Origin of the sequence: Pseudomonas sp. MWU12-2029, from assembly GCF_023242425.1 — a bacterium.
In the GTDB taxonomy this organism is placed as follows: Bacteria; Pseudomonadota; Gammaproteobacteria; order Pseudomonadales; family Pseudomonadaceae; genus Aquipseudomonas; species Aquipseudomonas kribbensis.
Window position 1 is genome coordinate 583,793 of record NZ_JALJDY010000001.1, and the last position, 26,966, is coordinate 610,758.

Annotated in this window: 22 protein-coding genes and 1 pseudogene; 17 read left to right on the forward strand and 6 right to left on the reverse strand. The window is 60.1% G+C overall.

Annotated features, from left to right (window positions below):
* Window positions 1–183: 183 nt before the first annotated feature.
* Both tsf and rpsB read right to left on the reverse strand, forming a co-directional pair.
* Window positions 184–1,047 carry a translation elongation factor Ts gene (gene tsf / locus M5B44_RS02885; RefSeq protein ID WP_085712838.1) on the reverse strand — a complete coding sequence of 288 codons (864 nt, stop codon included), beginning with the start codon at window positions 1,045–1,047 and terminating at the stop codon, window positions 184–186.
* Window positions 1,048–1,237: 190 nt separating this feature from the next.
* Window positions 1,238–1,975 (reverse strand): 30S ribosomal protein S2, encoded by a 738-nt coding sequence (gene rpsB, locus M5B44_RS02890; protein ID WP_003222119.1) that lies wholly within the window; start codon window positions 1,973–1,975, stop codon window positions 1,238–1,240.
* 373 nt (window positions 1,976–2,348) lie between these two features.
* Between rpsB and map the strand changes: the two genes are divergently transcribed.
* The 5 genes from map to M5B44_RS02915 all read left to right on the forward strand — a co-directional run bounded on the left by map (window position 2,349) and on the right by M5B44_RS02915 (window position 8,955).
* Window positions 2,349–3,131: a type I methionyl aminopeptidase gene (map, locus tag M5B44_RS02895; protein ID WP_011332681.1), complete on the forward strand. Its 783-nt coding sequence runs from the start codon at window positions 2,349–2,351 to the stop codon at window positions 3,129–3,131.
* 40 nt (window positions 3,132–3,171) lie between these two features.
* Window positions 3,172–5,874, forward strand: coding sequence for a [protein-PII] uridylyltransferase (locus M5B44_RS02900; protein WP_248738178.1), 2,703 nt, complete (start codon window positions 3,172–3,174; stop codon window positions 5,872–5,874).
* Between the two features lie 43 nt (window positions 5,875–5,917).
* The gene (dapC, locus tag M5B44_RS02905) at window positions 5,918–7,117 is read left to right on the forward strand and encodes a succinyldiaminopimelate transaminase (RefSeq protein ID WP_248738179.1); all 1,200 of its coding nucleotides are present in this window, start codon (window positions 5,918–5,920) and stop codon (window positions 7,115–7,117) included.
* Between the two features lie 167 nt (window positions 7,118–7,284).
* On the forward strand, window positions 7,285–8,013 hold the full coding sequence (locus tag M5B44_RS02910; protein ID WP_248738180.1) for a M12 family metallopeptidase: 729 nt from the start codon (window positions 7,285–7,287) through the stop codon (window positions 8,011–8,013).
* 183 nt (window positions 8,014–8,196) lie between these two features.
* Window positions 8,197–8,955 carry a hypothetical protein gene (locus M5B44_RS02915; RefSeq protein WP_248738181.1) on the forward strand — a complete coding sequence of 253 codons (759 nt, stop codon included), beginning with the start codon at window positions 8,197–8,199 and terminating at the stop codon, window positions 8,953–8,955.
* Between the two features lie 24 nt (window positions 8,956–8,979).
* Here the strand turns inward: M5B44_RS02915 and M5B44_RS02920 are convergent, their stop codons facing one another.
* Window positions 8,980–10,611: a Na+/H+ antiporter gene (locus M5B44_RS02920; protein WP_248738182.1), complete on the reverse strand. Its 1,632-nt coding sequence runs from the start codon at window positions 10,609–10,611 to the stop codon at window positions 8,980–8,982.
* 260 nt (window positions 10,612–10,871) lie between these two features.
* Here M5B44_RS02920 and M5B44_RS02925 point away from each other — a divergent pair, with 260 nt between their 5' ends.
* The 4 genes from M5B44_RS02925 to M5B44_RS02940 all read left to right on the forward strand — a co-directional run bounded on the left by M5B44_RS02925 (window position 10,872) and on the right by M5B44_RS02940 (window position 13,941).
* Window positions 10,872–11,180 carry an arsenate reductase gene (locus tag M5B44_RS02925; protein WP_042607053.1) on the forward strand — a complete coding sequence of 103 codons (309 nt, stop codon included), beginning with the start codon at window positions 10,872–10,874 and terminating at the stop codon, window positions 11,178–11,180.
* A gap of 31 nt (window positions 11,181–11,211) precedes the next feature.
* Window positions 11,212–12,246, forward strand: a complete 1,035-nt coding sequence (gene dapD / locus M5B44_RS02930) for a 2,3,4,5-tetrahydropyridine-2,6-dicarboxylate N-succinyltransferase (protein ID WP_085712832.1) — start codon at window positions 11,212–11,214, stop codon at window positions 12,244–12,246.
* 88 nt (window positions 12,247–12,334) lie between these two features.
* Window positions 12,335–13,540, forward strand: a complete 1,206-nt coding sequence (locus M5B44_RS02935) for an aminotransferase class V-fold PLP-dependent enzyme (protein WP_248738183.1) — start codon at window positions 12,335–12,337, stop codon at window positions 13,538–13,540.
* Window positions 13,537–13,941 (forward strand): SufE family protein, encoded by a 405-nt coding sequence (locus tag M5B44_RS02940; RefSeq protein WP_248738184.1) that lies wholly within the window; start codon window positions 13,537–13,539, stop codon window positions 13,939–13,941. Before M5B44_RS02935 ends, M5B44_RS02940 begins: the two co-directional genes overlap by 4 nt.
* A gap of 25 nt (window positions 13,942–13,966) precedes the next feature.
* Here M5B44_RS02940 and tcdA read toward each other — a convergent pair whose 3' ends face one another.
* Window positions 13,967–14,785 (reverse strand): tRNA cyclic N6-threonylcarbamoyladenosine(37) synthase TcdA, encoded by an 819-nt coding sequence (tcdA, locus tag M5B44_RS02945; protein ID WP_085702578.1) that lies wholly within the window; start codon window positions 14,783–14,785, stop codon window positions 13,967–13,969.
* Window positions 14,786–15,058: 273 nt separating this feature from the next.
* Between tcdA and M5B44_RS02950 the strand changes: the two genes are divergently transcribed.
* The 4 genes from M5B44_RS02950 (at window position 15,059) to M5B44_RS02965 (ending at window position 20,280) form a co-directional block, all read left to right on the forward strand.
* Window positions 15,059–17,650 carry a glycosyltransferase gene (locus tag M5B44_RS02950; protein ID WP_134825633.1) on the forward strand — a complete coding sequence of 864 codons (2,592 nt, stop codon included), beginning with the start codon at window positions 15,059–15,061 and terminating at the stop codon, window positions 17,648–17,650.
* Window positions 17,651–17,865: 215 nt separating this feature from the next.
* Complete coding sequence (gene dapE, locus M5B44_RS02955) at window positions 17,866–19,017, forward strand: succinyl-diaminopimelate desuccinylase (protein ID WP_248738185.1); 1,152 nt, start codon at window positions 17,866–17,868, stop codon at window positions 19,015–19,017.
* A complete protein-coding gene (locus tag M5B44_RS02960) occupies window positions 19,017–19,826 on the forward strand; it encodes a putative RNA methyltransferase (RefSeq protein ID WP_134825631.1) in 810 nt (269 codons plus the stop codon). Before dapE ends, M5B44_RS02960 begins: the two co-directional genes overlap by 1 nt.
* Window positions 19,827–19,902: 76 nt before the next feature.
* Window positions 19,903–20,280, forward strand: a complete 378-nt coding sequence (locus tag M5B44_RS02965; RefSeq protein ID WP_007954752.1) for a hypothetical protein — start codon at window positions 19,903–19,905, stop codon at window positions 20,278–20,280.
* A 135-nt stretch (window positions 20,281–20,415) separates the two neighbouring features.
* Here M5B44_RS02965 and M5B44_RS02970 read toward each other — a convergent pair whose 3' ends face one another.
* Complete coding sequence (locus M5B44_RS02970; RefSeq protein WP_007954750.1) at window positions 20,416–20,625, reverse strand: cold shock domain-containing protein; 210 nt, start codon at window positions 20,623–20,625, stop codon at window positions 20,416–20,418.
* Between the two features lie 237 nt (window positions 20,626–20,862).
* Here M5B44_RS02970 and plsB point away from each other — a divergent pair, with 237 nt between their 5' ends.
* From plsB to M5B44_RS02990, 4 genes are all read left to right on the forward strand, one after another.
* Window positions 20,863–23,361, forward strand: a complete 2,499-nt coding sequence (gene plsB / locus M5B44_RS02975) for a glycerol-3-phosphate 1-O-acyltransferase PlsB (protein WP_248738186.1) — start codon at window positions 20,863–20,865, stop codon at window positions 23,359–23,361.
* Window positions 23,362–23,453: 92 nt separating this feature from the next.
* Window positions 23,454–24,140, forward strand: a complete 687-nt coding sequence (locus tag M5B44_RS02980) for a hypothetical protein (RefSeq protein ID WP_248738187.1) — start codon at window positions 23,454–23,456, stop codon at window positions 24,138–24,140.
* Window positions 24,141–24,185: 45 nt separating this feature from the next.
* On the forward strand, window positions 24,186–24,584 hold the full coding sequence (locus tag M5B44_RS02985; RefSeq protein ID WP_248738188.1) for a YbaY family lipoprotein: 399 nt from the start codon (window positions 24,186–24,188) through the stop codon (window positions 24,582–24,584).
* Between the two features lie 25 nt (window positions 24,585–24,609).
* A complete protein-coding gene (locus M5B44_RS02990; RefSeq protein WP_085712823.1) occupies window positions 24,610–25,299 on the forward strand; it encodes a DUF4197 domain-containing protein in 690 nt (229 codons plus the stop codon).
* Here the strand turns inward: M5B44_RS02990 and M5B44_RS02995 are convergent.
* Window positions 25,296–26,687, reverse strand: a pseudogene (locus M5B44_RS02995) (Fic family protein). The gene M5B44_RS02990 and the pseudogene M5B44_RS02995 overlap by 4 nt on opposite strands.
* Window positions 26,688–26,966: the final 279 nt, after the last annotated feature.

Consider the following 26,966-nt stretch of genomic DNA (forward strand, 5'->3'; position numbering starts at 1 on the left):
AAAATTCTTTGCGAGCTGTTTGCAGCTGCGTTCACTCTAGCGTGGCGCTGCTTCAGCGCCATCGGAACATGGCTTTGTAAGTCAGTTCCAAGGGGAAACCAATTAAAAATTGGTAACCCTATCTGAAAAGAGGCTGCGCGCGTGAGCGGGCAGCCTCTTTCGGGCGACAGTTGAAAAACCGTCTTACTGCTTGGCGGCAGCCACTTGAGCGGCAACTTCGGCAGCGAAGTCATCAACTGGCTTCTCGATGCCTTCGCCTACTTTGAAGTAGGTGAAGGAAACGATTTCGGCACCGGCTTTCTTGGCCAGCTCGCCAACCTTGACTTCAGGGTTCATGACAAAGGCTTGCTCTTTCAGCGAGGCTTCGGCTTTGAACTTGGTGATACGACCGTTGATCATGTTCTCAACGATGTTTTCCGGCTTGCCGGCGATCTTGTCGGCATTCAGCTGCAGGAATACGTTCTTCTCGCGCTCGATGGCCTCGGCGGAGATTTCCGACGCGTCCAGGAACTCTGGGTTCGAAGCTGCAACGTGCATGGCGATGTTCTTGGCCAGGTCGACGTCGCCGCCTTTCAGAACAACCACTGCACCAATCTTGTTGCCGTGCAGGTAAGCGCCTACAACGTCACCCTCAACACGCGCCAGACGACGGATGTTGACGTTTTCGCCACACTTGGCAACCAGGGCTTCACGAGCAGCTTCACGCGAAGCGATCAGCGGAGCCGCGTCGGTCAGCTTCTGAGCGAAGGCTTCTTCGAGGCTTTCGCTGACGAAGTTCTTGAAGTCGTCCTGCAGGGCCAGGAAGTCGGTCTGCGAGTTCACTTCCAGCAGAACGGCGGACTTGCCGTCAGCCTTGACAGCGATAGCGCCTTCAGCGGCAACGTTGCCGGCTTTCTTGGCAGCCTTGATCGCGCCCGAAGCACGCATGTCATCAATGGCTTTTTCGATGTCGCCGCCAGCCTTTTCCAGGGCTTTCTTGCAATCCATCATGCCTTCGCCGGTACGCTCGCGCAGTTCTTTGACCAACGCTGCAGTAATTGCTGCCATTTTCAAATTCCTCTTGGATAGGTTTTCAACCATTCCACCCGATCGAACGGGCGTTCAATTCTTCCCGAACCACCTTGTAGCCGCTGCACGTTACAGATGCTGTAGCTGCGCTGCCGACAGATGGTTTTCGAGGTGGCAAAAAGGGGGCCAAGCCCCCTTTTTGCTTACTGAGTCAACGCCAGGGCGTCAATTACTCAGCTGCAGCCTGAGTTTCTTCAGCTGCGAATTCAACAGTACCGCCAGCAACATTGTTGCGACCACGGATAACTGCGTCAGCCATCGAACCCATGTACAGCTGGATAGCGCGGATTGCGTCATCGTTGCCTGGGATGATGTAGTCAACGCCTTCCGGGCTGCTGTTGGTATCGACAACGCCGATGACCGGGATGCCCAGCTTGTTGGCTTCGGTGATCGCGATGCGCTCGTGGTCAACGTCGATCACGAACAGTGCGTCTGGCAGACCGCCCATGTCCTTGATGCCGCCCAGGGAGCGATCCAGCTTCTCAAGATCACGGGAGCGCATCAGCGCTTCTTTCTTGGTCAGCTTGGCGAAAGTACCGTCTTCGGCTTGTACTTCAAGGTCACGCAGACGCTTGATGGAAGCACGGATGGTCTTGAAGTTGGTCAGCATGCCGCCCAACCAGCGGTGGTCGACGTACGGCGAACCGCAACGTGCTGCTTCTTCAGCAACGATCTTGCCAGCGGAACGCTTGGTGCCGACGAACAGAATCTTGTTTTTGCCCTGGGCCAGACGCTCTACGAAAGTCAGAGCTTCGTTGAACATTGGCAGGGTTTTTTCAAGGTTGATGATGTGAATCTTGTTACGCGCGCCGAAAATGTACTTGCCCATTTTCGGATTCCAGTAACGGGTTTGGTGACCGAAGTGCACACCGGCCTTCAGCATATCGCGCATATTGACTTGGGACATGATAGTTCCTTGATAAGTCGGGTTGGGCCTCCACGTATCCCAATGACCAACCCCTGATCCGAGGATCAAAGGCACCCAGGCCATCGTGTCGACACGTGTGTGGGTTAATGCTCCCGGAGCTATCCCCGGAAAGCGGCGCATTTTATACCACAGCAAGGCTGCAAACGGAACCCGGAATCTTTAATCCCGTCAGGGACATGGATGCCGGCCCCTTGGAATCGGCCTTGCGCGCACTATTGTATAGAGAGAAGCGATGCACGCAGGCGCGGATTTGCGCCTTTGGTCTGTTAGAATCGCGTTTTTCAGGGCTGCCAGGCGAAAACCGCCGCCCTGTCCGTATCAGCAAGCGCCGTCGAGCGCAGAGAGAGCCTGTATGACCGTCACCCTCAAAACTCCCGAGGACATCGCTGGCATGCGTGTCGCCGGCAAACTGGCCGCCGATGTGCTGGAAATGATTGCCGAACACGTCAAGCCGGGCGTGACCACCGATGAGCTGAACCAGATCTGTCACGACTATATCGTCGACGTGCAGAAGGCCATCCCTGCCCCGCTCAACTACAAGGGCTACCCGAAGTCGATCTGCACTTCGATCAACCACGTGGTCTGCCACGGCATCCCGAACGACAAACCGCTGAAAAACGGCGACACCCTGAACATCGATGTCACCGTCATCAAGGACGGCTACCACGGCGACACCAGCCGCATGTTCCACGTCGGCACCGTACCGGTCTGGGCCGAGCGTCTGTCCCAGGTCACCCAGGAATGCATGTACAAGGCGATCGAGATCGTCAAACCCGGCTGCCGCCTCGGCGACATCGGTGAAATCATCCAGAAGCACGCGGAAAAGAACGGCTTCTCCGTGGTGCGCGAATTCTGCGGTCACGGCATCGGCAAGGTGTTCCACGAAGAGCCGCAGATCCTGCACTACGGCCGCGCCGGCACCGGCATGGAACTGAAGGCCGGCATGACCTTCACCATCGAGCCGATGATCAACCAGGGCAAGGCCGACACCAAGGTACTGGGCGACGGCTGGACCGCGATCACCAAGGATCGCAAGCTGTCGGCACAGTGGGAACACACTTTGCTTGTCACCGACACCGGCTACGAGATCTTCACCCTGCGCAGCGACGACACCATCCCGCGCATCTCGGCCTGATACAGACACCGTTCCCAGCCTTTAGAAGGAAAGCCAATCGATGCCGCAGGTGGATCCCGAACTCTTCGACCGCGGCCAGTTCCAGGCTGAACTGGCCCTGAAAGCGAGTCCCATCGCGGCGTTCAAGAAGGCGATCCGCCAGGCCCGCGAAGTGCTCGATGCACGCTTTCGCAGCGGCCGCGACATCCGGCGACTGATCGAGGATCGCGCCTGGTTCGTCGACAACATCCTGCAAAAGGCCTGGGACCAGTTCAACTGGAGCGAAGACGCCGACATCGCGCTGGTCGCGGTCGGCGGCTACGGTCGCGGTGAATTGCACCCCTATTCCGACATCGACCTGCTGATCCTGCTGGACAGCGCCGACCACGAAATTTTCCGTGATTCCATCGAACGCTTTCTGACGCTGTTGTGGGACATCGGCCTGGAAGTCGGTCAGAGCGTTCGCTCGGTGGACGAATGCGCCGAAGAGGCCCGTGCCGACCTGACGGTGGTCACCAACCTGATGGAAAGCCGCACCATCTGCGGCCCCGAGCGTCTGCGCCAGCGCATGCTCGATGTCACCAGCACCGCCCACATGTGGCCGAGCAAGGAATTCTTCCTGGCAAAACGCTCCGAGCAGAAGGCCCGCCACCACAAGTACAACGACACCGAATACAACCTGGAACCCAACGTCAAAGGCTCGCCCGGCGGACTACGGGATATTCAGACGATTCTGTGGGTCGCCCGGCGTCAGTACGGAACCCTGAACCTGCGTGCCCTGGCCGGCGAAGGCTTCCTGGTCGAGAGTGAAAATGCCCTGCTGGCGTCGTCCCAGGAATTCCTCTGGAAAGTACGCTACGCCCTGCACATGCTGGCTGGCCGCTCCGAAGATCGCCTGCTGTTCGACCATCAACGCACAATCGCAGGGCTGCTGGGGTTTGAAGGTGACGACGCCAAGCAGGCCGTCGAAAACTTCATGCAGCAGTACTTCCGCGTGGTGATGAGCATCGCCCAGCTCAGCGACCTGATCATCCAGCACTTCGAGGAAGTCATCCTCGCCCCGGAAGACGAAGCGCCGCCGCAGCCGATCAATTCGCGATTCCAGCTGCACGACGGTTACATCGAAGCACGCAACGACAACGTGTTCCGCCGCACGCCGTTCGCCATGCTCGAGATCTTCGTGCTGATGGCCCAGCAGCCGGAAATCAAGGGCGTGCGCGCCGACACCATTCGCCTGCTGCGGGAAAACCGTCACCTGATCGACGACAATTTCCGCAACGACATCCGCAACACCAGCCTGTTCATCGAACTGTTCAAGTGCAAGATCGGCATCCACCGCAACCTGCGACGAATGAACCGCTACGGCATTCTCGGGCGCTATCTGCCGGAATTCGGTTTCATTGTCGGGCAGATGCAGCACGACCTGTTCCACATCTATACGGTCGATGCCCACACGCTGAACCTGATCAAACACCTGCGCAAATTGCAGTACTCACAGGTGTCGGAAAAATTCCCGCTGGCCGCCAAGCTCATGGCCAAGCTGCCGAAACCCGAACTGATCTACATGGCGGGCCTGTATCACGACATCGGCAAGGGCCGGCACGGCGACCACTCGGATATCGGCGCGGTGGATGCCGAGGCGTTCTGTCAGCGCCATCAGCTGCCGGTGTGGGACAGCCGCCTGATCGTGTGGCTGGTGCAGAATCATCTGGTGATGTCGACCACCGCCCAGCGCAAGGACTTGTCCGACCCACAGGTCATCCATGACTTCGCCCAGGCGGTCGGCGACGAAACCCGCCTCGACTACCTGTACGTGCTGACCGTGGCCGACATCAATGCGACCAACCCGACCCTGTGGAACTCCTGGCGCGCCAGTCTGCTGCGCCAGCTCTACACCGAGACCAAGCGCGCCCTGCGTCGCGGCCTGGAAAACCCGGTGGATCGCGAAGAACAGATCCGCCAGACCCAGAGCGCAGCGCTGGACATTCTGGTGCGCGGCGGCACCGATCCGGACGACGTCGAGCAATTGTGGGCGCAACTGGGCGACGACTATTTCCTGCGCCACACCGCCGGCGACGTGGCCTGGCACAGTGATGCGATTCTCCAGCAGCCGGCCGACGGCGGCCCGCTGGTGCTGATCAAGGAAACCACCCAGCGCGAATTCGAGGGCGGTACGCAGATCTTCATCTATGCCCCGGACCAGCACGATTTCTTTGCCGTGACCGTGGCGGCGATGGACCAGCTCAACCTGAACATTCACGACGCCCGGGTCATCACGTCCAGCAGCCAGTTCACCCTCGACACCTACATCGTGCTCGACACCGAAGGCGAATCCATCGGCGACAATCCGGCCCGGGTCAAACAGATCCGCGACGGTCTCACCGAAGCCCTGCGCAATCCTGATGATTACCCGACCATCATCCAGCGTCGGGTGCCGCGCCAGCTCAAACACTTTGCGTTTGCCCCGCAGGTCACGATCCACAACGACGCCCAGCGTCCGGTGACGGTGCTGGAACTCACAGCGCCCGACCGCCCGGGTCTACTGGCACGGATCGGCGGGATTTTCCTGGAGTTCGACCTGTCGCTGCAGAACGCCAAGATCGCCACCCTGGGCGAGCGGGTGGAAGACGTGTTCTTCATAACCGACGCCCACAATCAGCCGCTGTCCGATCCGCTGCTGTGCAGCCGTTTGCAGGATGCCATCGTCGAGCAGCTCAGCGTCAATCAGGAACCCGATATCAAACTGTCGCGCATCAGCATTTGATTGCGCGCCCGGATTCAACCGCTTTGCACGAGACCCCGCACCGATGAACAACGCTCTGACCCAGTTGCAGCCCTACCCGTTCGAAAAGCTCCGCGCCCTGCTCGGCAGCGTCACGCCAAACCCGGACAAGCGCCCGATCGCCCTGTCCATCGGCGAGCCGAAACACCGTTCGCCAAGCTTTGTCGCCGAAGCCCTGGCCAACAACCTGGATCAAATGGCGGTGTACCCGACGACTCTCGGCATCCCGGCCCTGCGTGAAGCCATCGCCGCCTGGTGCGAGCGTCGTTTCAACGTACCGAGCGGCTGGATCGACCCGGCGCGCAATGTGCTGCCGGTCAACGGCACCCGTGAAGCGCTGTTCGCGTTTACCCAGACCGTGGTCAACCGTGGCGACGACGCGTTGGTAGTCAGCCCGAACCCGTTCTATCAGATCTACGAAGGCGCGGCGTTCCTCGCCGGCGCCAAGCCGCACTACCTGCCATGCCTGGATGAAAACGGCTTCAACCCGGACTTCGACGCGGTATCGCCGGACATCTGGAAACGCTGCCAGATCCTGTTCCTGTGCTCGCCGGGTAACCCGACCGGCGCGCTGATTCCGGTCGACGTGCTGAAAAAGCTGATCGCCCTGGCCGATGAATACGACTTCGTGATCGCCGCCGACGAATGCTACAGCGAGCTGTACTTCGACGAACAGACTCCGCCGCCGGGCCTGCTCAGCGCCTGCTCCGAACTGGGTCGCAAGGACTTCAAACGCTGCGTGGTGTTCCACAGCCTGTCCAAGCGCTCGAACCTGCCGGGCCTGCGTTCCGGCTTCGTTGCCGGTGATGCCGACATCCTCAAGGGCTTCCTGCTGTATCGCACCTACCACGGTTGCGCGATGCCGGTTCAGACCCAACTGGCCAGCATTGCCGCGTGGAACGATGAAGTGCATGTGCGCGCCAACCGTGCGCTGTATCGCGAGAAGTTCGATGCCGTGCTGGCGATCCTCAGCCCGGTGATGGACGTGCAGCGTCCGGATGGCAGCTTCTACCTGTGGCCGAACGTGCAAGGTGACGACGCCGCGTTCTGCCGTGATCTGTTTGCCGAAGAGCACGTAACCGTGGTGCCGGGTTCGTACCTGTCCCGGGATGTCGACGGGGTCAACCCGGGTGCCGGCCGCGTGCGCATGGCACTGGTCGCACCGTTGGCAGAATGCGTGGAAGCGGCCGAGCGTATCCGCGATTTCGTACTGCGTCACAAGTAACGCCTGAACGCCCGCGCCGGGCAATCCGGCACGGGCGCCTCATACATCGGGTTACAGATCCTCCAACTATTTATCTCACTTGCCATCCGGCCAGACGTTAGTCTTGAGCCGCGCCTGTCTCTGCGCCCAAACAAACTCAAAACTTAAACTTCAAGGAAGAAGTGCAAATGAACAACCTGCTGGATTGCCAACTCATTCAATGGCCCGATGATCAAGCTGCGTACACAGCGGCCATCAATGAAAACCCCGCCAATGCCGGTAAAACTACCGGCACTCGACGCAAACGCTCAATCCTTAATTATTCAAAATTGTGGGCTAATGGCCGAACCTTGAAAGTGGCTTTCATGGACGCACCCGACGCTGACCACAAGAACAAGATAATCACCGCGGCCAGGCAATGGCTGCCGTACATCAACCTGAAGTTTGAATTTGTCGACGACTTGAAAGGCGACATCCGGATTGCAACAAAAAACAATAACAACAGTTCGATGCTGGGCACCGACGCTTTATTGATTCACCCCGACCACCCCACCATGAATCTTGGAGTGAAGCCGGAACACGAAGACTTTGAGGTAATCGTGATTCACGAATTCGGCCACGCATTGGGCGCGATGCACGAACATCAGCACCCCAGGGCCAATATTCCGTGGGACAAGCCGAAGGTGTATGAATTTTACAAAAACCGCGAAATGAACCCGCTCACCGAGGAGCAGGTCGACAGGAACCTGTTCGCATCTTTCGACACACTGGACGCGATCTACACCTCCTACGACCGGAAATCGATCATGCACCACCCGGTGGCAAACACATTGACGGTGGGCAACTGGGAGGTGCCGATCAATCGCCGAATCAGCAGGAAAGACAAACGACTGATGCGATTGCTTTATCCAAAATAACCAACCGATACCGACACAAAAAGTTCGCCTGGTGCAACAACCTCGCGAACTTTCAATATCACGCAATACAACCCGACTTCGCTCAGCCCGCACTTTCCTTTAACTTTCACCCGTCTGTTATCCGACCCACGTGCCCGGAATAAACAACAGCCTATTGGATCAACATCAGTACGGACACTTAGTATGAACTCCGCAACACTTTGCCCCACAGAAAAAGCAGTTTCGCTTCAACGCGCTTATGAAGTCGCTGTAGCCGAGAACCCGGCCAATGAAAAAACCTCGGCATCCACTCGGAAAAAACGAGCCGTCGGGAAACACAGTTACTTCTGGGCGCCAGGCCGGACCTTGCGCATCGCGTTCCTGAGTGGTGATCAAGCATTCAAGGACGCCGTAAAATCCGCGGCGAACAACTGGCTGCCCCATATCAACCTGACGTTCGATTTTGTCGAAGGTGAGTCAGGGGATATCCGCATCAGCAGCGAACCCGGCATTTACTGGTCGATGATCGGTACCAACGCACTGCTGGTCGAGGCAGAAGAGCCCACTATGAGGCTGTCTCCAGATCATCAGCTCGCCCCGGCATTTTTCGCCGCCAACGTCATGCACGAGTTCGGACATGCACTGGGTGCCGAACATGAGCACCTGCATCCGGAGTCAAACATTCCCTGGAACAAGCCTGCGGTTTACGCTGCACACGGAGTGGCCGAAGACGCCGATGAGGACGATTACGCGCGCCGATCTGTCGATGAACGCTACTTCAATCTGCTCGATGCCAGCGAGTTCGATTACTCGCCCTACGATCCGAAGTCGATCATGCATTATGTCGTGCGCCAGAACTGGACCCACGGCGACTTCAAGACTGATCTGAATCTGGTACTCAGCGAAAAGGACAAGGCGTTCATGGCGAAGGCCTATCCCTTCCCCACTGCACAAACGGCCTAATCAGCCCGGGGCAGGTCAATGCAATTACTTGACCTGCCCCAGGTTCGCCTCACTCAGATCCAGCTCACCCAACACTTCACGCAACACGTCATCGCCGATCTGGTGCTGACGGCTCAGGCTGTACAACTCAAGGCGTTGCGCCCGCAGCGCCTTGAGACGCAAACGTCGTTCGAGCAGGTCCATCTGGAATGCCAGCGCCTGGGCTTCCGCCGAATCGTTGAACACCTCCAGTTGATGGCGATACTCGGACATGATCCGCGCCTTGAGCTCGGCCGACAGCGCCGCTTGCGCAGCGTCCTGCGGATTGACCTCTTCGATCTCCAGCGCGTGGATCGCCGCTTCGGCCGTCTTGCGCCAGGCATCGCGGACTTCCTGGCGACGCTTGTCGTCGGGGCTTTTCTGGATCCCGCGCAGCAGCAACGGCAAGGCGATGCAGGCTGCCACCAGCGACATCAGGATCACACCGGCGGCGATGAAGATCAGCAGATCACGCTCGGGAAAGGCCTCGCTGCCCATCAACATCGGCACCGACATCACGCCCGCCAGGGTCACCGCACCGCGCACCCCGCCGACCGTCAGCAGCCAGCAGGACCGGGCCGTGGGCACTTGAGTCAATTCACCCTTGCCGCGCAAACGGCGCAGCAGCACGGACAGACGCCAGATGCTTTGCACCCAGATGAAGCGCAGCAGTACCAAGGCAAGGAATATCGCCACTACATCGAGGCAGCGATAGAACAAGGTTGGCCACAATGAGGTTTCGTGGCTGACCACCGCTTTGATGATGTCCGGCAGTTGCAGACCGAGCAGCAGGAAGATCAAACCGTTGAAAGCAAACTCCAGCAACGACCAGACACTGCGATTGAGCAAGCGGGTACTGGTCTGGCGCGGCAGCAGATCGAGCCAGCTCTGCATCATCCCCGCAGCCACCGCCGAGAGAATGCCCGATGCGCCAAGCCGTTCGGCCAGCACGTAAGCGGCAAACGGCAGCAGCAACATGAACACCACGTGGGTCGCCGGATCGTCCCAGCCCCGGGCGATCATCCATGCCCGCAAGCGGCCCACCAGCCAGCTCAGCGCAATACCGACCGCCAGCCCGCCCACCGCCACCAGCACAAACGTCAGGCTCGCATTGGCCAACGAGAATGCACCGGTAACCGCCGCCACCAGCGCGAACTTGAAGGTCACCAGACCCGAAGCATCATTCATCAACGCTTCGCCTTGCAGCATGTGCATCAGCGGCGTGGGCAAGCGGTTCTGCGAAATCGCCGACACCGCCACGGCGTCGGTGGGCGACAGCACCGCCGCCAGCGCGAAGGCCACCGGCAATGGAATCGTCGGCAACAGCCAGTGAATGAAGTAGCCGGCACCGACCACGGTAAACAGCACCAACCCGACCGCCAGCGTCAGCACCGGCCCGCGCAGGCGCCACAATTCGCGCTTGGGCATGCGCCAGCCATCGGAGAACAACAGCGGCGGCAGGAACAGAAACAGGAACAGTTCGGGATCGAGCGCCACATGCAGGCCAAGAGTCGGCCAGGCCAGCAAGGCCCCGGCAGCGATTTGAACCAACGGCAGCGGCAACGGGATGACCCGTCCGACCAGACGCGAAACGCTGACCAGCATCAGCAGGATCAGGACGGTATAAGCGGTTTGCATAAAGCGGAAATCCCGGACAATCGACAGCGTTGAACTGCCATATTAGCCGCTTAGGCTGTGGCTGACCGTTGCACCTATGTCGCACATCGGTGGACGGCGGCCAGTGACAATGGGACAAACCCCGGCCAGCGGCGACGCCGAAACCGTCCGGTCGTGGCATAATCCGTCACCTTTTCTTTCCGGCAACCTGTAAAGGGGGCGATTCCTTGACCGTTTCAAGCAAAACGTTGCACCTTTTCGGCATCAAAGCCTGCGACACCATGAAGAAGGCGCGCACCTGGCTCGATGAACACGCTGTCAGCTACGACTTCCACGACTACAAAACCGCCGGCATCGACCGTGAACACCTGACCCAATGGTGTGACGAACACGGCTGGCAAACGGTGTTGAACCGCGCAGGCACGACCTTTCGCAAGCTCGACGACGAACGCAAAGCCGATCTCGACCAGTCGAAAGCCATCGAACTGATGCTCGCTCAACCCTCGATGATCAAGCGCCCGGTGCTCGATCTCGGTGACCGAACCCTGATTGGCTTCAAGCCAGATATCTACGCGGCTGCGCTCAAGTAAGCAGCCCGTCACTTTTTGTAGAGGTATTCACATGTCCAACTCTCTGTTCAGTATCGCCTTCGGCGTCGGCACCCAGAACCGTCAAGGCGCGTGGCTGGAAGTGTTCTACGCCCAGCCGCTGCTCAATCCTTCGGCCGAACTGGTCGCTGCCGTGGCACCGATCCTCGGTTACACCGAAGGCAACCAGGCCATCAGCTTCACCACCGCACAGGCCGCACAACTGGCTGAAGCCGTGAAAGGCATCGACGCGGTACAAGGCAAGCTGCTGACCCGTCTGGCCGAAAGCCACAAGCCGCTGGTCGCTACCCTGCTGGCTGAAGACGCTCAACTGACCTCCACGCCAGAGGCGTACCTGAAGCTGCACCTGCTGTCCCATCGCCTGGTCAAGCCGCACGGCGTGAGCCTGGCCGGGATCTTCCCGCTGCTGCCAAACGTTGCCTGGACCAGCCAGGGCGCGATCGACCTGAGCGAACTGGCCGAGCTGCAACTCGAAGCCCGCCTGCGCGGCGAGCTGCTGGAAGTGTTCTCGGTGGACAAGTTCCCGAAAATGACCGACTACGTGGTACCGGCCGGCGTGCGTATCGCTGACGCCGCACGTCTGCGTCTGGGCGCCTACGTGGGCGAAGGCACCACCGTGATGCACGAAGGTTTCATCAACTTCAACGCCGGCACCGAAGGCCCGGGCATGATCGAAGGCCGCGTCTCCGCTGGCGTGTTCGTCGGCAAGGGTTCGGACCTGGGCGGCGGCTGCTCGACCATGGGCACCCTGTCGGGCGGCGGCAACATCGTGATCAAGGTCGGCGAAGGCTGCCTGATCGGCGCCAACGCCGGTATCGGTATCCCGTTGGGCGACCGCAACACCGTCGAGTCGGGTCTGTACGTGACCGCCGGCACCAAGGTGGCGCTGCTGGACGAGCACAACAACCTGGTCAAAGTGGTCAAGGCCCGTGAACTGGCCGGTCAGACCGACCTGCTGTTCCGTCGTAATTCGGAAACCGGCGCTGTGGAATGCAAGACCCACAAATCGGCGATCGAACTGAACGAAGCGCTGCACGCTCACAACTAAGCGCCGCGTAATCCTTCTGTGGGAGCGGGCTTGCTCGCTTCCACAGGGCTTGGCGTACACCCGCCCAAGTTCACCAGGGCTCGAAAGCATGATGATTCCCTCCCCCTGGCGCGCCGATTTCCCGGCCATCGCCGCCCTGCAACGGCAAGACCAGACTTACCTGGACAACGCCGCCACCACGCAAAAACCCCAGGCCCTGCTCGACGCGCTGGCGCATTACTACGCCAACGGCGCGGCCAACGTGCACCGTGCGCAGCATCTGCCCGGCGCCCACGCCACGCAGGCGTTCGAGGACAGTCGCCTGAAGGTCGCCCAGTGGCTGAATGCCGGTGACAGCGGGCAGATCATCTTCACCCACGGCGCCACCAGCGCGCTGAATCTCCTGGCTTATGGCCTGGAACATCTTTTCCATCCGGGCGATGAAATTGTCATCAGCGCCCTGGAGCATCACGCCAACCTGCTGCCGTGGCAGCAACTGGCACAACGTCGCGACCTGAAACTGGTGATCCTGCCGCTGGACGATGACGGCGTGATCGACCTCGCCGCCGCCGTTCACCTGATCGGTCCGCGCACCCGTTTGCTGGCAGTCAGCCAATTGTCCAATGTGCTCGGCGCCTGGCAACCCTTGCCGGCCCTGCTGGCGATGGCCAAGGCGCAGAACGCACTGACCGTGGTCGATGGCGCCCAAGGCGTGGTCCACGGCCGGCATGACCTACAGGCACTGGGTTGCGACTTTTATGTGTTTTCCAGCCACAAACTGTACGGCCCCGATGGCCTCGGCGTGCTGTTCGGGCGCAACGAAGCGCTCGAGCAACTGCGCCCGTGGCAGTTCGGCGGCGAAATGGTGCTGGAAGCCAATTATCACGAATCCCGTTTCCGCCCTGCTCCGCTGGGTTTCGAAGCAGGAACGCCGCCGATTGCCAGCGTGATCGGCCTTGGCGCGACCCTCGACTACCTCGCCGGTCTGGATCTCGACGCCGTGTCCGCCCACGAAGCCGCGCTGCACGATTACCTGTTGCGTGGCCTCGCCGCTCGCAACGGCATTCGCCTGCTGGGCAAGCCACAACTGGCGCTGGCCAGTTTTGTCGTCGAAGGCGTGCACAACGCTGACCTGGCGCACTTGCTGACCGAACAAGGCATCGCCGTGCGCGCCGGTCACCACTGCGCGATGCCGCTGCTCAAGCGTTTCGAACTGGCTGGAGCGATCCGTGTGTCGCTGGCGCTGTACAACGACTCCGAAGATCTCGAGCGCTTCTTTGAAGCGCTGGATCAGGCGCTGGAGTTGTTGCGATGAGCCTGCCGGTCGAAGCCGCCGAAGCGCTGCAAACCTTTCAGAACGCCGCCGGTTGGGAACAACGGGCGCGGCTGTTGATGCAGTTTGGTGATCGCCTGCCGCCGTTGAGCGATGGGGACAAGTGCGATGCAAATCGGGTGCATGGCTGCGAAAGTCAGGTGTGGCTGGTGGGCGAGTTGCGCGACGGCCACTGGCAATTCGAAGCGAGCAGCGATGCGCGGATGATTCGCGGGTTGGTGGCGTTGTTGCTGTTGCGGGTCAACGGCTTGAATGCTGAAGAATTGCAGAAGGTGGATCTGCCGGACTGGTTCAATCAACTGGGGCTGTCGCGACAGTTGTCACCGTCGCGCAGCAATGGCCTGAATGCCGTGTTGCAGCGAATGAACGAGCTGGCGCAGTAAAAGGGCTGCTGCGCAGCCCTCTGCTTCAGGCCTGAGGCTTGACCCGATCCGCCGGGCGCCGGACGCCCGCGACAATCTTGTCCACCGCCTTGGTCGCCGCGACCATACCGAACGTCGCCGTCACCATCATCACCGCACCAAACCCGCCGGCGCAGTCCAGCTTCACGCCGTCGCCGACAAAACTCTTCTGCAGGCAGATGCTGCCGTCCGGTTTCGGATAACGCAGCTGTTCGGTGGAGAACACGCACGGCACGCTGTAGTGACGGGTCACGGTGCGCGAAAAGCCATAATCGCGGCGCAATGTCGAGCGCACTTTCGAAGCCAGCGGATCGTTGAAGGTGCGGTTGAGGTCGCAGACCTGAATCAGCGTCGGGTCAATCTGCCCGCCGGCGCCGCCGGTGGTGATGATCTGGATCTTGCGGCGCTTGCACCAGGCGATCAGTGCGGCCTTGGCGTTGACCGCATCGATGCAGTCGATCACGCAGTCGATGTTCGGCGTGATGTATTCGGCCATGGTGTCGCGGGTAACGAAATCCGCCACGGCGTGCACCTTGCAGTCCGGGTTGATCCCGCGCAGACGCTCGGCCATCACCTCGACCTTGGGTTTGCCGACCGTGCTGTCCAACGCGTGCAACTGGCGGTTGGCGTTGCTGACGCAGACATCGTCGAGGTCGAACAGGGAAATCTCGCCCACCCCGCAACGGGCCATGGCTTCCGCCGCCCAGGAACCGACGCCGCCAACGCCGACAATCGCCACGTGGGCGGCGCGCAGACGCTCCATCCCTTCAATGCCATACAAACGGGCGATGCCTGCAAACCGCGGATCTTCTGTACTCATGACCATTACCCCAAAAACCGGCGCGCATTATAGGGCCGTCGGCGGCCAAGAGCACCTTTGCGCTATGAACGGCGAACCTGCCTGCTTTAATTAAAGCTGCACGTAACAAAGATTTGCCTTACATGCTGAAACGAAAGAACTTAAGTCGGGTTGGATTGCCCAACGTCCGGCATTTCCCTGTCTGTTGTAGGACTCGGCGAACTGCCGGTGTAGGATGCGCGCCCTCAGGCGTCAACCAGCCGACCCTTCGTTCCACAGACCTTGGAACCCGACACAGCTATGTCATCGCGTAAATTTGGACTCAACCTGGTGGTGGTTCTGGCAATCGCCGCCCTGTTCACCGGTTTCTGGGCGCTGATCAACCGCCCCGTCTCCGCGCCGAACTGGCCGGAGCAGATCTCCGGTTTCTCCTATTCACCGTTCCAGCAAGGACAGTTCCCGCAGAAGGATCAGTATCCGACTGACGACGAAATGCGCCGCGACCTGGAGATCATGAGCAAGCTGACGGACAACATCCGCATCTACTCGGTCGACGGTTCCCTGCAAGACATCCCGAAACTGGCTGAAGAATTCGGCCTGCGCGTGACCCTGGGGATCTGGATCAGCCCCGACCAGGAGCGCAACGAGCGCGAAATTACCCGCGCCATCGAACTGGCCAACACCTCACGCAGCGTGGTTCGTGTGGTGGTCGGTAACGAAGCGATCTTCCGCAAGGAAATCACCGCCCAAGAACTCAGCGTGCTGCTCGACCGCGTGCGCGCGGCCGTGAAAGTGCCGGTGACCACCTCCGAACAGTGGCACGTCTGGGAAGAACACCCGGAACTGGCCAAGCACGTCGACCTGATCGCCGCGCACGTTCTGCCTTACTGGGAATTCATTCCGGTGGACAAGGCCGGGCAGTTCGTATTCGACCGCGCCCGCGACCTGAAAAAGATGTTCCCGAAAAAGCCGCTGCTGCTGTCCGAAGTGGGCTGGCCGAGCAACGGCCGCATGCGCGGTGGCGCCGATGCGTCGCCGGCGGATCAGGCGATCTACCTGCGCACGCTGGTGAACAAACTCAACCGCCAGGGCTTCAACTACTTCGTGATCGAAGCGTTTGACCAGCCGTGGAAGGCCAGCGACGAAGGTTCGGTCGGCGCCTACTGGGGCGTGTTCAACGCCGCGCGACAGCAGAAATTCAACTTCGAAGGCCCGGTGGTGGCGATCCCGCAATGGCGCGTGCTGGCCATCGGTTCGGTGGTGCTGGCGCTGTTGTCGCTGACCCTGCTGATGATCGACGGCTCGGCCCTGCGCCAGCGCGGCCGTACCTTTCTGACCTTTATCGCGTTCCTGTGCGGTTCGGTACTGGTGTGGATCGGTTACGACTACAGTCAGCAATACAGCACGTGGTTCAGCCTGACGGTGGGCTTCCTGCTGGCGCTCGGTGCGCTCGGGGTGTTCATCGTGTTGCTGACCGAGGCCCACGAACTGGCCGAAGCCGTGTGGATTCACAAGCGTCGCCGTGAATTCCTGCCGGTGGTCGGCGATTCGGACTATCGCCCGAAAGTCTCGATCCACGTGCCCTGCTACAACGAGCCGCCGGAGATGGTCAAACAGACCCTCAACGCCCTGGCCAACCTCGACTATCCGGACTTCGAAGTCCTGATCATCGACAACAACACCAAGGACCCGGCGGTCTGGGAGCCGGTGCGCGACTATTGCGAAACCCTCGGCCCGCGCTTCAAATTCTTCCACGTCTCGCCCCTGGCCGGCTTCAAGGGCGGTGCGCTGAACTACCTGATCCCGCACACCGCCAAGGACGCCGAAGTGATCGCGGTGATCGACTCCGACTACTGCGTGCACCCGAACTGGCTCAAGCACATGGTGCCGCACTTCGCCGACCCGAAAATCGCCGTGGTGCAGTCGCCGCAGGACTACCGCGACCAGAACGAAAGCACCTTCAAGAAGCTTTGCTACGCCGAATACAAAGGCTTCTTCCACATCGGCATGGTCACCCGCAACGACCGCGACGCGATCATCCAGCACGGCACCATGACCATGACCCGTCGCTCGGTTCTGGAAGAACTGGGCTGGGCCGACTGGTGCATCTGTGAAGACGCCGAACTCGGTCTGCGCGTATTCGAAAAAGGCCTGTCGGCGGCGTATTACCACGACAGTTACGGCAAGGGTCTGATGCCGGACACCTTCATCGACTTCAAGAAGCAGCGTTTCCGCTGGGCCTACGGCGCGATCCAGATCATCAAGCGTCACACCCGCAGCCTGCTGCGCGGCAAGGACACCGAGCTGACTCGTGGCCAGCGCTACCACTTCCTCGCGGGCTGGCTGCCGTGGGTGGCGGACGGCATGAACATCTTCTTCACCGTCGGCGCGTTGCTGTGGTCGGCGGCGATGATCATCGTGCCGCAACGGGTCGACCCGCCACTGCTGATCTTCGCGATCCCGCCGCTGGCGCTGTTCGTGTTCAAGGTCGGCAAGATCATCTTCCTCTACCGTCGCGCCGTGGGCGTGAACCTGAAAGATGCGTTCTGCGCGGCACTGGCTGGCCTGGCGTTGTCGCACACCATCGCCAAAGCGGTGCTGTACGGCTTCTTCACCAGCAGCATTCCGTTCTTCCGCACCCCGAAAAACGCCGACAACCATGGCTTCTGGGTGGCGATTTCCGAGGCCCGGGAAGAGCTGTTCATCATGCTGCTGTTGTGGGGCGCGGCGCTGGGGATTTTCCTGGTGCAGGGCATTCCAAGCAACGACATGCGCTTCTGGGTGGCGATGCTGCTGGTGCAGTCGCTGCCGTACGTGGCGGCGCTGATCATGGCGTTCCTGTCGTCGCTGCCGAAACCTTCGGCGGCGCCTGAACCGGCACCTGTCGTCTAATTCCTCGACGAAGCACTAAACGGCGGCCAATGGTCGCCGTTTTGCTTTAAGATAACCGCCATTTTGCGGGGCTTGGCGTGATATCCAACCCTGTGGGAGTGAGCTGGCCCGCGATGGCAATGTAACAATCAGCCTTTATGTTGACTGACACACCGCCAACGCCAGCAGGCTGGCTCCCACTTTGGCCCTCGCCCAATTTCAATCCGGAGTTTTCCATGACGGCCCACGCCGACCTTTCGCCGACCCTCCAACTCGCCATCGACCTGATCCGCCGTCCGTCCGTGACGCCGGTCGACGCCGATTGCCAGAAGCAGATGATGCAGCGCCTGGGCGATGCCGGTTTCTCCCTCGAGCCGATGCGCATCGAAGATGTGGATAACTTCTGGGCGACTCACGGTAAAGGCGACGGCCCGGTGCTGTGCTTCGCCGGTCACACCGATGTGGTGCCGACCGGTCCGGTGACCGCCTGGCAGATCGACCCGTTCAACGCGGTGATCGACGAACACGGCATGCTTTGTGGCCGTGGCGCGGCGGACATGAAAGGCAGCCTGGCCTCGATGACTGTGGCAGCCGAGCGTTTTGTCGCCGACTACCCGGATCACAAGGGCAAGGTCGCGTTCCTGATCACCAGCGACGAAGAAGGCCCGGCGCATCACGGCACCAAGGCTGTGGTCGAGCGTCTGGCCGCCCGTAACGAGCGTCTGGACTGGTGCATCGTTGGCGAACCGTCGAGCACTACGCTGGTGGGCGACGTGGTGAAGAACGGTCGTCGCGGCTCCCTCGGCGCCAAACTGACCGTGCGCGGCGTGCAAGGCCACGTGGCCTATCCGCACCTGGCGAAAAACCCGATCCACCTCGCGGCCCCGGCTCTGGCCGAACTCGCCGCCGAGCATTGGGATCACGGTAACGACTTCTTCCCGCCGACCAGTTTCCAGATTTCCAACGTCAACTCCGGCACCGGCGCGACCAACGTGATTCCGGGCGATCTGGTGGCGTTGTTCAACTTCCGCTTCTCCACCGAATCGACCGTTGAAGGCCTGCAGAAACGCGTCGCCGACATCCTCGACAAGCACGGCCTGGACTGGCACATCGACTGGGCGCTGTCCGGTCTGCCGTTCCTCACCGAGCCGGGCGCGCTGCTCGATGCAGTGTCGTCGAGCATCAAGCAGATCACCGGCCGCGAGACCAAGGCGTCCACCAGCGGCGGTACCTCCGACGGCCGTTTCATCGCGACCATGGGCACGCAGGTTGTTGAACTGGGCCCGGTCAACGCGACCATCCACCAGGTCAACGAGCGCGTGCTGGCGGCCGATCTCGATGTACTGACCGAGATCTACTACCAGACCCTGATCAAGTTGCTTGCCTGATGCTTGCGTGCCCGATCTGCAGTGAACCGCTGAACGCGGTGGACAACGGCGTGGTCTGCCCCGCAGGCCACCGCTTCGACCGTGCGCGTCAGGGTTACCTGAACCTGTTGCCGGTGCAGCACAAGAACAGCCGCGATCCCGGCGACAACCAGGCGATGGTCGAGGCCCGCCGCGACTTTCTGAACGCCGGGCATTACGCGCCGGTGGCCAAGCGTCTGGCGGAACTGGCGGCCAGTTATGCGCCGGCCCGCTGGGTCGATATCGGTTGTGGCGAGGGCTACTACACCGCGCAGATCGCCGAGGCCTTGCCGGACGCTGACGGTTACGCACTGGACATTTCAAAGGAAGCGGTCAAGCGCGCCTGCAAACGCAATCCTTCGCTGACGTGGTTGATTGCGAGCATGGCCCGTGTGCCATTGGCTTCCGGCAGCTGCCAGTTTCTGGCCAGTGTCTTCAGCCCGCTGGACTGGGAAGAGGCCAAGCGCCTGCTCAGCGTTGGTGGCGGTCTGATGAAAGTCGGCCCGACCAGCGGCCACCTGATGGAACTGCGCGAACGCCTGTACGACGAAGTGCGCGAATACACCGACGACAAGCACCTGGCCCTGGTGCCGGAAGGCATGGCGCTGGCGCACAGTGAAACCCTGGAATTCAAACTGACGCTGGACAAGCCCGAGGATCGCGCCAACCTGCTGGCGATGACGCCCCACGGCTGGCGCGCCAGTGCCGAGCGCCGTGCGGCGGTGATCGAGCAGGCCGAGCCGTTCGTGACCACCGTGTCGATGCGCTACGATTATTTCGTTCTTCAATAACTTTTGGACTCGGGCAAGCAGCCCGGGGCCGGCTAAATCCGCGAATGGATTTTTCAGACCCGCAGTGAGGATATCCATGCGCCAACCGGACATCGAGATTTACCTGAAAGACGCCGACGTCGACCACAAGGCCATTTCCGCCTGGCTGGGCGCCGCCCTTGGCCCGTGCAGCGACTGGGTCCAGAAAGGCCAGACCTACAAATGCAAGGCCGGCAACATCCCGGTGACCTGGCTGCCGAAAGCCGTGGGCAAGTGGAACAGCCTGTACCTGGAAAGCGACCAGACGCCATGGGATGACGATATCGCCTGTGCCCGTGCAGCATTTGCCGCGCTGAACGTTGAAGTGCGCTGCGCGCCGGGGACGTGGGTCGAGGAAGAAGGTGAGGAAACGGCGGACCGCTGGATTCGGATCAGCGCCGATGGTGAAGAAGAGATCACCTGGAAAACTGCGTAACAGACAATACACAAAACCTGTGGGAGCGAGCTTGCTCGCGATTGCGGTCGGACATTCAACATCAATGTTGACTGAAAGGGCCCCATCGCGAGCAAGCTCGCTCCCACAGTGTTTTTGGTGTTCTGAAGATTTGCGTTACAGGCCTACAACATCCTCCGCCTGCAACCCCTTCTGCCCTTCCACCACCGCGTATTCAACCTGCTGACCCTCGGTCAGCGAACGGTGGCCTTCACCGCGGATCGCGCGGTAGTGCACGAACACGTCCACCCCGTCTTCGCGCTGAATGAAGCCGTAGCCCTTGGCATCGTTGAACCACTTCACGTTGCCGGTTTCACGTGTTGCCATCTGTTCATACTCCTTTTTTATTATTGAACAGGCTTTTCGCAGGAAAGCCTTTGCGGAACGTCAGCCTGCGTCCGACGTCCATAAAAGGGCCCCGGCGACAGACCGCCGAGTATATGACAGGCGGCAAAACTCTCAACAGGAGATTACTTCGCCGCTTTTTTGCCGATTTTCCATGAATCCGGCACACTATCGACCGCCCGAGCAAACGCTCGGTTTATCCACTCACGCAGAAGCCGTATGACCCGTTCCCCGTTCCGCCGTCTTGTGTTTGGCACCTTGCGCCGACTGTTGTATCTCTGGGTCCGCTCCGAGACGATCAACCAGTCGTCGTTCACCCTCAACCTCGACCGCAGTCGTCCGGTGTTCTACGTCCTGCAAAACCCATCGCTGACTGATCTGGCGGTGGTCGACACCGAGTGCACCAAGGCCGGATTGCCACGGCCGGTACTGCCAGTATCAGTCGGTAATCTGTTGGAGCCGGCGGCGTTCTTCTACCTGACGCCGGACCCGGACTGGCTCGGCCGCCAGGACAAACGCGGTGCACCGCCGACCCTGACCCGACTGGTCAGCGCCCTCAGCCAGAACGCTGCCGAGGACGCGCAGATCATTCCGGTCAGCGTGTTCTGGGGCCAGTCGCCGGACAGCGAAAACAGCCCGTGGAAACTGCTTTTCGCCGACAGCTGGGCGGTCACCGGGCGCCTGCGTCGCCTGCTGAGCATCATGATTCTGGGTCGCAAGACCCGCGTGCAATTCTCCGCGCCGATCCATCTGCGCGAACTGATCGAGCACAACAAGGGCCACGAGCGCACCGTGCGCATGGCCCAGCGAATCCTGCGGGTGCACTTCCGCAACCTCAAGGCTGCGGTGATCGGCCCGGACATCTCCCACCGCCGCAACCTGGTCAAAGGTCTGCTCAACCAGCCGCTGGTCAAGCAAGCGATCCTCGACGAAGCCGAGCGCGAAAATATTTCCCCGGAAAAAGCCAAGGCCCAGGCCCTGCGCTACGGCAACGAGATCGCCTCGGACTACACCTACACCGCGATCCGTTTTCTGGAAGTGGTGCTGAGCTGGTTCTGGAACAAGATCTACGACGGGATCAAGGTCAACCACATCGAAGGCGTGCAGAAGGTCGCCCAGGGTCACGAAGTGATCTACGTGCCGTGCCACCGCAGTCACATCGACTATCTCTTGCTGTCGTACTTGCTGTTCCGTAACGGCCTGACCCCGCCTCACATTGCCGCCGGGATCAACCTCAACATGCCGGTGATCGGCAGTCTGCTGCGTCGGGGCGGTGCGTTCTTCATGCGCCGCACGTTCAAGGGCAACCCGCTGTACACCTCGGTGTTCAACGAATACCTGCATACTCTGTTCACCAAGGGCTTCCCGGTCGAATACTTCGTCGAGGGCGGCCGCTCGCGTACCGGGCGCATGCTGCAACCGAAAACCGGGATGCTCGCGATCACCATGCGCAGCTTCCTGCGCTCCTCGCGGATGCCGATCGTGTTCGTGCCGGTGTACATCGGTTACGAACGCGTACTTGAAGGCCGGACCTACCTCGGCGAACTGCGTGGCGCGAGCAAGAAGAAAGAATCGATCTTCGACATCTTCAAAGTCATCGGCGCGCTCAAGCAGCGCTTCGGCCAGGTGGCGGTGAATTTCGGCGAGCCGATCAAACTGGCGGAATTCCTCGACAGCGAACAGCCGGGCTGGCGCCAGCAGGAGCTGGGCCCGCAATTCAAACCGGCGTGGCTCAACGAAACCACCAATCGCCTCGGCGAGAAAGTCGCGCAGCATCTGAATGAAGCGGCGGCGATCAACCCGGTCAACCTGGTGGCGCTGGCGCTGCTGTCGACCACTCGTCTGGCACTGGATGATCGGGCCATGGCGCGGGTGCTGGATCTGTATCTGGCGCTGTTGCGCAAGGTCCCGTACTCGCCGCACACCACCCTGCCGGAAGGCGATGGCCGGGCGTTGATCGAACACGTGAAGGACATGGATCTGCTGTCCGAGCAGAACGATGCACTGGGCAAGATTCTGTATCTGGACGAGCAGAATGCCGTCCTGATGACCTACTACCGCAACAACGTGCTGCACATCTTCGCCCTGCCGGCGCTGCTGGCGAGTTTCTTCCAGAGCACTTCGCGCATGAGCCGCGAGCAGATCCTGCGCTACACCCGTGCGCTGTATCCGTATCTGCAGGCGGAGCTGTTCATCCGTTGGAGCCTGGACGAACTGGATGCGGTGATCGATCAGTGGCTGGAGGCTTTCGTCGAACAGGGCCTGCTGCGTTTCGAGAAAGACGTCTACCTGCGCCCGGCGCCGAGCTCACGGCATTTCGTGCTGCTGACCCTGCTGTCGAAGAGCATCGCCCAGACCCTGCAGCGCTTCTACATGACCGTGTCGTTGTTGCTCAACGCCGGCCAGAACACCATCAGCGCCGAAGAACTGGAAGACCTGTGCACAGTCATGGCCCAGCGCCTGTCGATCCTGCATGGCCTGAACGCACCGGAGTTCTTCGACAAGAGCCTGTTCCGCCACTTCATCCAGACGATGCTCGATCTCGACGTGCTGCGTCGCGACGAAGCAGGCAAGTTGAGTTATCACGAACTGCTTGGAGAACTGGCCGAAGGTGCAGCGAAACGGGTACTGCCGGCGGAGATCCGTTTGTCGATTCGTCAGGTGGCGCTACATCGCAGTGAGGATGCGGCGGAAACTGCAACCTCGTCGGTTTCCTGAAACTTGAGGACAACTAACCGGAAGACCGGATCGTTTTCCGGTTAGTTGTTTTATGAATTAATGGGCTCTTTTTAATCGATAAGGAAATCGAGATGAGCCTGTTAAACGAATCTCTTCAAAACATCACCGTAACGTTTAGCCTTCCAGCAGAATTCAGTGCCCCTCTCGACGGAGATAATGAAACCGTTGTAGACGTTCAAGTGATCAATACCCGGCAACCGTTAAGCATCAAACACTGGAAACATCCCTCCATTGTCGACGGCCAGTGGAATTTCAGTTTTACCCATCGATATAGCGATGTGAGCGTCAAATACCGCGTCACCATCCAGCTGTTTCATAACGGGCAGCCCTTGTTGCTGGAACAGGATCACTTCGTCATTGTTCATCAGGCGCCCCATCGGCAGACGCTGCATCTGAGTCCGATCGGTTACTTGTACGTTGAAGTGCAGGAACCCGAAATGATTCCCCCCGAACAGGCAATCACCATCAGCCTGCATGAAAACGAAAGTCCCGGTGTCGAACTGGCGCGCGTTTCTCACGATGAGGAAACTGCCACTTCGTTTTATCTTGAATATGATCCGGAGCATGTGGTGCCGGGCAAAAGGTATGCACTGACGGGGATAGAAAACAGGTACCACCAACGGCTGTCCGTATTTCCTGAAGCTATCGAACTTGTACCGGCGACACATCCGCCCCGATCGCGCCTGTTGCGGGCAATCGATCAGTGGCTGAATGAACCGTTACGTTTGTTCACTGACTCACTTTCCAAAATCCGCTAGATTTCTCTGGGCGCCCCTCTGGCGCCCAAGTCTTTTGAGGTCCCCATGAAAAAACTTTCTCTTCTCGCCGCCGCCACTCTGTTGAGCGCCTGCCAGTCCACCACACCGAGCGGAAAAGCGAGCCTCGACGGCGAAGTGTTCTACCTGCAACGCATCGCCATGCCGCCCAGCGCGACCTTGAGTGTGAGCCTGCAGGACGTTTCGCTGGCCGATGCGCCGGCCGTCGTGCTCGATGAACAGAAAGGCCCGATCAAGGGACAAGTGCCGTTGCCGTTCCATTTGAGCTACGATCCGGCCCAGGTCAAACCCGGCCACCGCTACTCGGTCAGCGCACGCATTGAGGTCAACGGCGAGCTGATGTTCATCACCACCGAAAACCATGCCGTGCAGCTTGATGGCAAGGATCCCCAGCCGCTGAAGATCCGCGTCGACGCCGCCCGCTAACGCTCTTATGAACAAGGAAGCCTTGATGCTCCGCCCTACCCTTCGCTTCGCCGGCCTGTGCGCGGGCCTGATGATCTCCGCCAGCGCCATGGCCCTGTCCCTCAGCGACCTGTCGCAGGGCGACGCCACCGGTGGCCTCAAGGATGCCCTGACCCAGGGCGCGCAACTGGCCGTCAAACAACTCGGTACCCCGGGCGGCTTCAGCAACAACCCGGACGTGAAAATCGAACTGCCGGGCAAACTCGGCAAAGTCGCCGGCAAGATGAAAGCGTTCGGCATGGGCGCCCAGGTCGATGAACTGGAAACCGCCATGAACAAGGCCGCGGAAACCGCCGTGACCCAGGCTCAGCCGATCCTGGTCGACGCCGTGAAGAAAATGAGCGTGGCTGACGCCAAAGGCATCCTCAGCGGCGGCAACGACTCCGCCACCCAATACCTGGACAAATCCAGCCGCGAACAGATCCGCGCCAAGTTCCTGCCGATCGTCAAACAGGCGACCGACAAGGTAGGCGTGGCGCAGAAGTACAACTCCTTCGCCGGCCAGGCTGCGACACTGGGCGTGGTCGACGCGAAGAGCGCGAACATCGAAAGCTACGTCACCGAACAAGCGCTGAACGGCCTGTTCGAGATGATCGGCAAACAGGAAGAAACCATCCGCAAAAACCCGGCCGCTGCGGCGACGAGTCTGGCGAAGAAGGTGTTTGGCAGCCTCTAGGTCAACGCTGCACGGGAGCGAGACAACTCGCTCCCGTCCTTCAACACACTGGCTGGACTGCGTAAAAAGAACACCCACTCGCTGCCCATTTTCCTTTTCTCGAAGACCTGCAATTCGACCAGCCCATTCAGGGCCGACATCGCGGTGCTGCAAGAGCAACCCAAGTGTTCCCTCACGTTGCTCGCCGTAAACTCCTTCGCCACTCCGCTCTTGGCCACCTGATACAGCGCCCGCTGCCTTTGCGTCAGCCGCTCGAAAAAACCCGACGCCATCAGCCAGCGCTCAAAGTCTTCCGTGTACGCCAGGCTTTTGCGGTAGACATCCGTGAAGCGACTGACCGCACGCTGAATCACCGAACACTGAAACTCGATGAAATACGTCAGATCCAGCTCATCGGCCTCGCTATGCAAATACGACCGCCCGTACTTCACCGGCGCATTGCGCAGCAAAGGACTGATCGCAATGTAGCGAAATGCCGAAAACTCGTGCTTGAACATGAACCAGTAGAACAACGCCCTCGCAACCCGTCCGTTGCCATCGCGAAACGGATGTTCGTAGCCCAGAGAAAAATGCAGCGTGATCGCCTTGATCAACGGGTGCAGGTAGTCCCTTTCTTGAGGTGAGCCGAGTGGCTGATTGATCCAGCGTACGAGCCTCTGCAAACGCATCACCAGCCCGACAGCGGGCGGCGGTGCATGCACCGTGTTGCCCTCGCCATCCTGTACCACCACTTCATCGTTCGTCCTGAACAAACCGGGACTGTATTGCGCGTCATCGATCCCCTCGACGCCCACCCGATGCATTGCCGTGATCAAGTCGACGCTCAAGGGTTGGTAACGGTTTTCCCAGGCGAAATTCATCATCCTGTAATTGCCCATGACCATCCGCTCATCCGGCGTGCGCGGCTACCGTTGATACTTGAGCAAGTCCTTGGCAACTCGCGTGGTGGTGGCCGCACCTTCCAACTGGCTGCTGGCGATCACTTCGTCTTCGATCAGATCATTGAGCAAATAACTGAAATGCGACCGTTCGCCAATCTGCCCGGTCATGCATTCCAGCGAAGCGGAAGTCGTCTGCAGATCGACGGCCGAAAGGGTTTTCCGTGCCGAGGGTGTCAGCAAATACTTGCCCCACTGCGGCGGCTCACCCAATGGCAGTAGATTGATGTACTGCGCAGCCCTCGCCCTCTTCACCAGCGCCCAACACAAACAAGCGTCCAGCCCCGGCGCCCAGCGATAGCGCAAATCCTCGAAAGGCAAGTAACGCCCCCGATCATCGAGAGGCTTGAGCAGCGCCAGATAATCCACCAGATACTGCTTGTGCGGCGCCTGCGCCAACAAGTCGAACACCGGATCGGACCGTCCTTTCAATACTGGCGGCTTCTTCACAAAAAACCTCTCGATCACTCATAAAAACAGAGAACCGAGTACAACACCCCAGACCAGACGGCCTCAATATCAGAGAATTCTGAAAAAGCTGTAGGAGACACCGCAGCCCATAGCCCATAGCCCATAGCCCATAGTCACTCAAACACGATGAGCGTTAGCTCGAGTAAAGCTTTTGACGTACCGGCCCCGTTGAGAGGCTGAGTGGAGGGATTTATCCGGGGGTGGGCGCGAAGCGCCGTTTGGCGAAGCCAAACACATCGAGAGGAGGTGCAGCGAAGC

What these genes read in the sequence shown, in the direction of transcription:
- tsf (WP_085712838.1), bottom strand. Translation starts at nt 1,047, where the DNA reads ATGGCAGCAATTACTGCAGCGTTGGTCAAAGAACTGCGCGAGCGTACC.
- rpsB (WP_003222119.1), bottom strand. Translation starts at nt 1,975, where the DNA reads ATGTCCCAAGTCAATATGCGCGATATGCTGAAGGCCGGTGTGCACTTC.
- map (WP_011332681.1), top strand. Translation starts at nt 2,349, where the DNA reads ATGACCGTCACCCTCAAAACTCCCGAGGACATCGCTGGCATGCGTGTC.
- M5B44_RS02900 (WP_248738178.1), top strand. Translation starts at nt 3,172, where the DNA reads ATGCCGCAGGTGGATCCCGAACTCTTCGACCGCGGCCAGTTCCAGGCT.
- dapC (WP_248738179.1), top strand. Translation starts at nt 5,918, where the DNA reads ATGAACAACGCTCTGACCCAGTTGCAGCCCTACCCGTTCGAAAAGCTC.
- M5B44_RS02910 (WP_248738180.1), top strand. Translation starts at nt 7,285, where the DNA reads ATGAACAACCTGCTGGATTGCCAACTCATTCAATGGCCCGATGATCAA.
- M5B44_RS02915 (WP_248738181.1), top strand. Translation starts at nt 8,197, where the DNA reads ATGAACTCCGCAACACTTTGCCCCACAGAAAAAGCAGTTTCGCTTCAA.
- M5B44_RS02920 (WP_248738182.1), bottom strand. Translation starts at nt 10,611, where the DNA reads ATGCAAACCGCTTATACCGTCCTGATCCTGCTGATGCTGGTCAGCGTT.
- M5B44_RS02925 (WP_042607053.1), top strand. Translation starts at nt 10,872, where the DNA reads ATGAAGAAGGCGCGCACCTGGCTCGATGAACACGCTGTCAGCTACGAC.
- dapD (WP_085712832.1), top strand. Translation starts at nt 11,212, where the DNA reads ATGTCCAACTCTCTGTTCAGTATCGCCTTCGGCGTCGGCACCCAGAAC.
- M5B44_RS02935 (WP_248738183.1), top strand. Translation starts at nt 12,335, where the DNA reads ATGATGATTCCCTCCCCCTGGCGCGCCGATTTCCCGGCCATCGCCGCC.
- M5B44_RS02940 (WP_248738184.1), top strand. Translation starts at nt 13,537, where the DNA reads ATGAGCCTGCCGGTCGAAGCCGCCGAAGCGCTGCAAACCTTTCAGAAC.
- tcdA (WP_085702578.1), bottom strand. Translation starts at nt 14,785, where the DNA reads ATGGTCATGAGTACAGAAGATCCGCGGTTTGCAGGCATCGCCCGTTTG.
- M5B44_RS02950 (WP_134825633.1), top strand. Translation starts at nt 15,059, where the DNA reads ATGTCATCGCGTAAATTTGGACTCAACCTGGTGGTGGTTCTGGCAATC.
- dapE (WP_248738185.1), top strand. Translation starts at nt 17,866, where the DNA reads ATGACGGCCCACGCCGACCTTTCGCCGACCCTCCAACTCGCCATCGAC.
- M5B44_RS02960 (WP_134825631.1), top strand. Translation starts at nt 19,017, where the DNA reads ATGCTTGCGTGCCCGATCTGCAGTGAACCGCTGAACGCGGTGGACAAC.
- M5B44_RS02965 (WP_007954752.1), top strand. Translation starts at nt 19,903, where the DNA reads ATGCGCCAACCGGACATCGAGATTTACCTGAAAGACGCCGACGTCGAC.
- M5B44_RS02970 (WP_007954750.1), bottom strand. Translation starts at nt 20,625, where the DNA reads ATGGCAACACGTGAAACCGGCAACGTGAAGTGGTTCAACGATGCCAAG.
- plsB (WP_248738186.1), top strand. Translation starts at nt 20,863, where the DNA reads ATGACCCGTTCCCCGTTCCGCCGTCTTGTGTTTGGCACCTTGCGCCGA.
- M5B44_RS02980 (WP_248738187.1), top strand. Translation starts at nt 23,454, where the DNA reads ATGAGCCTGTTAAACGAATCTCTTCAAAACATCACCGTAACGTTTAGC.
- M5B44_RS02985 (WP_248738188.1), top strand. Translation starts at nt 24,186, where the DNA reads ATGAAAAAACTTTCTCTTCTCGCCGCCGCCACTCTGTTGAGCGCCTGC.
- M5B44_RS02990 (WP_085712823.1), top strand. Translation starts at nt 24,610, where the DNA reads ATGCTCCGCCCTACCCTTCGCTTCGCCGGCCTGTGCGCGGGCCTGATG.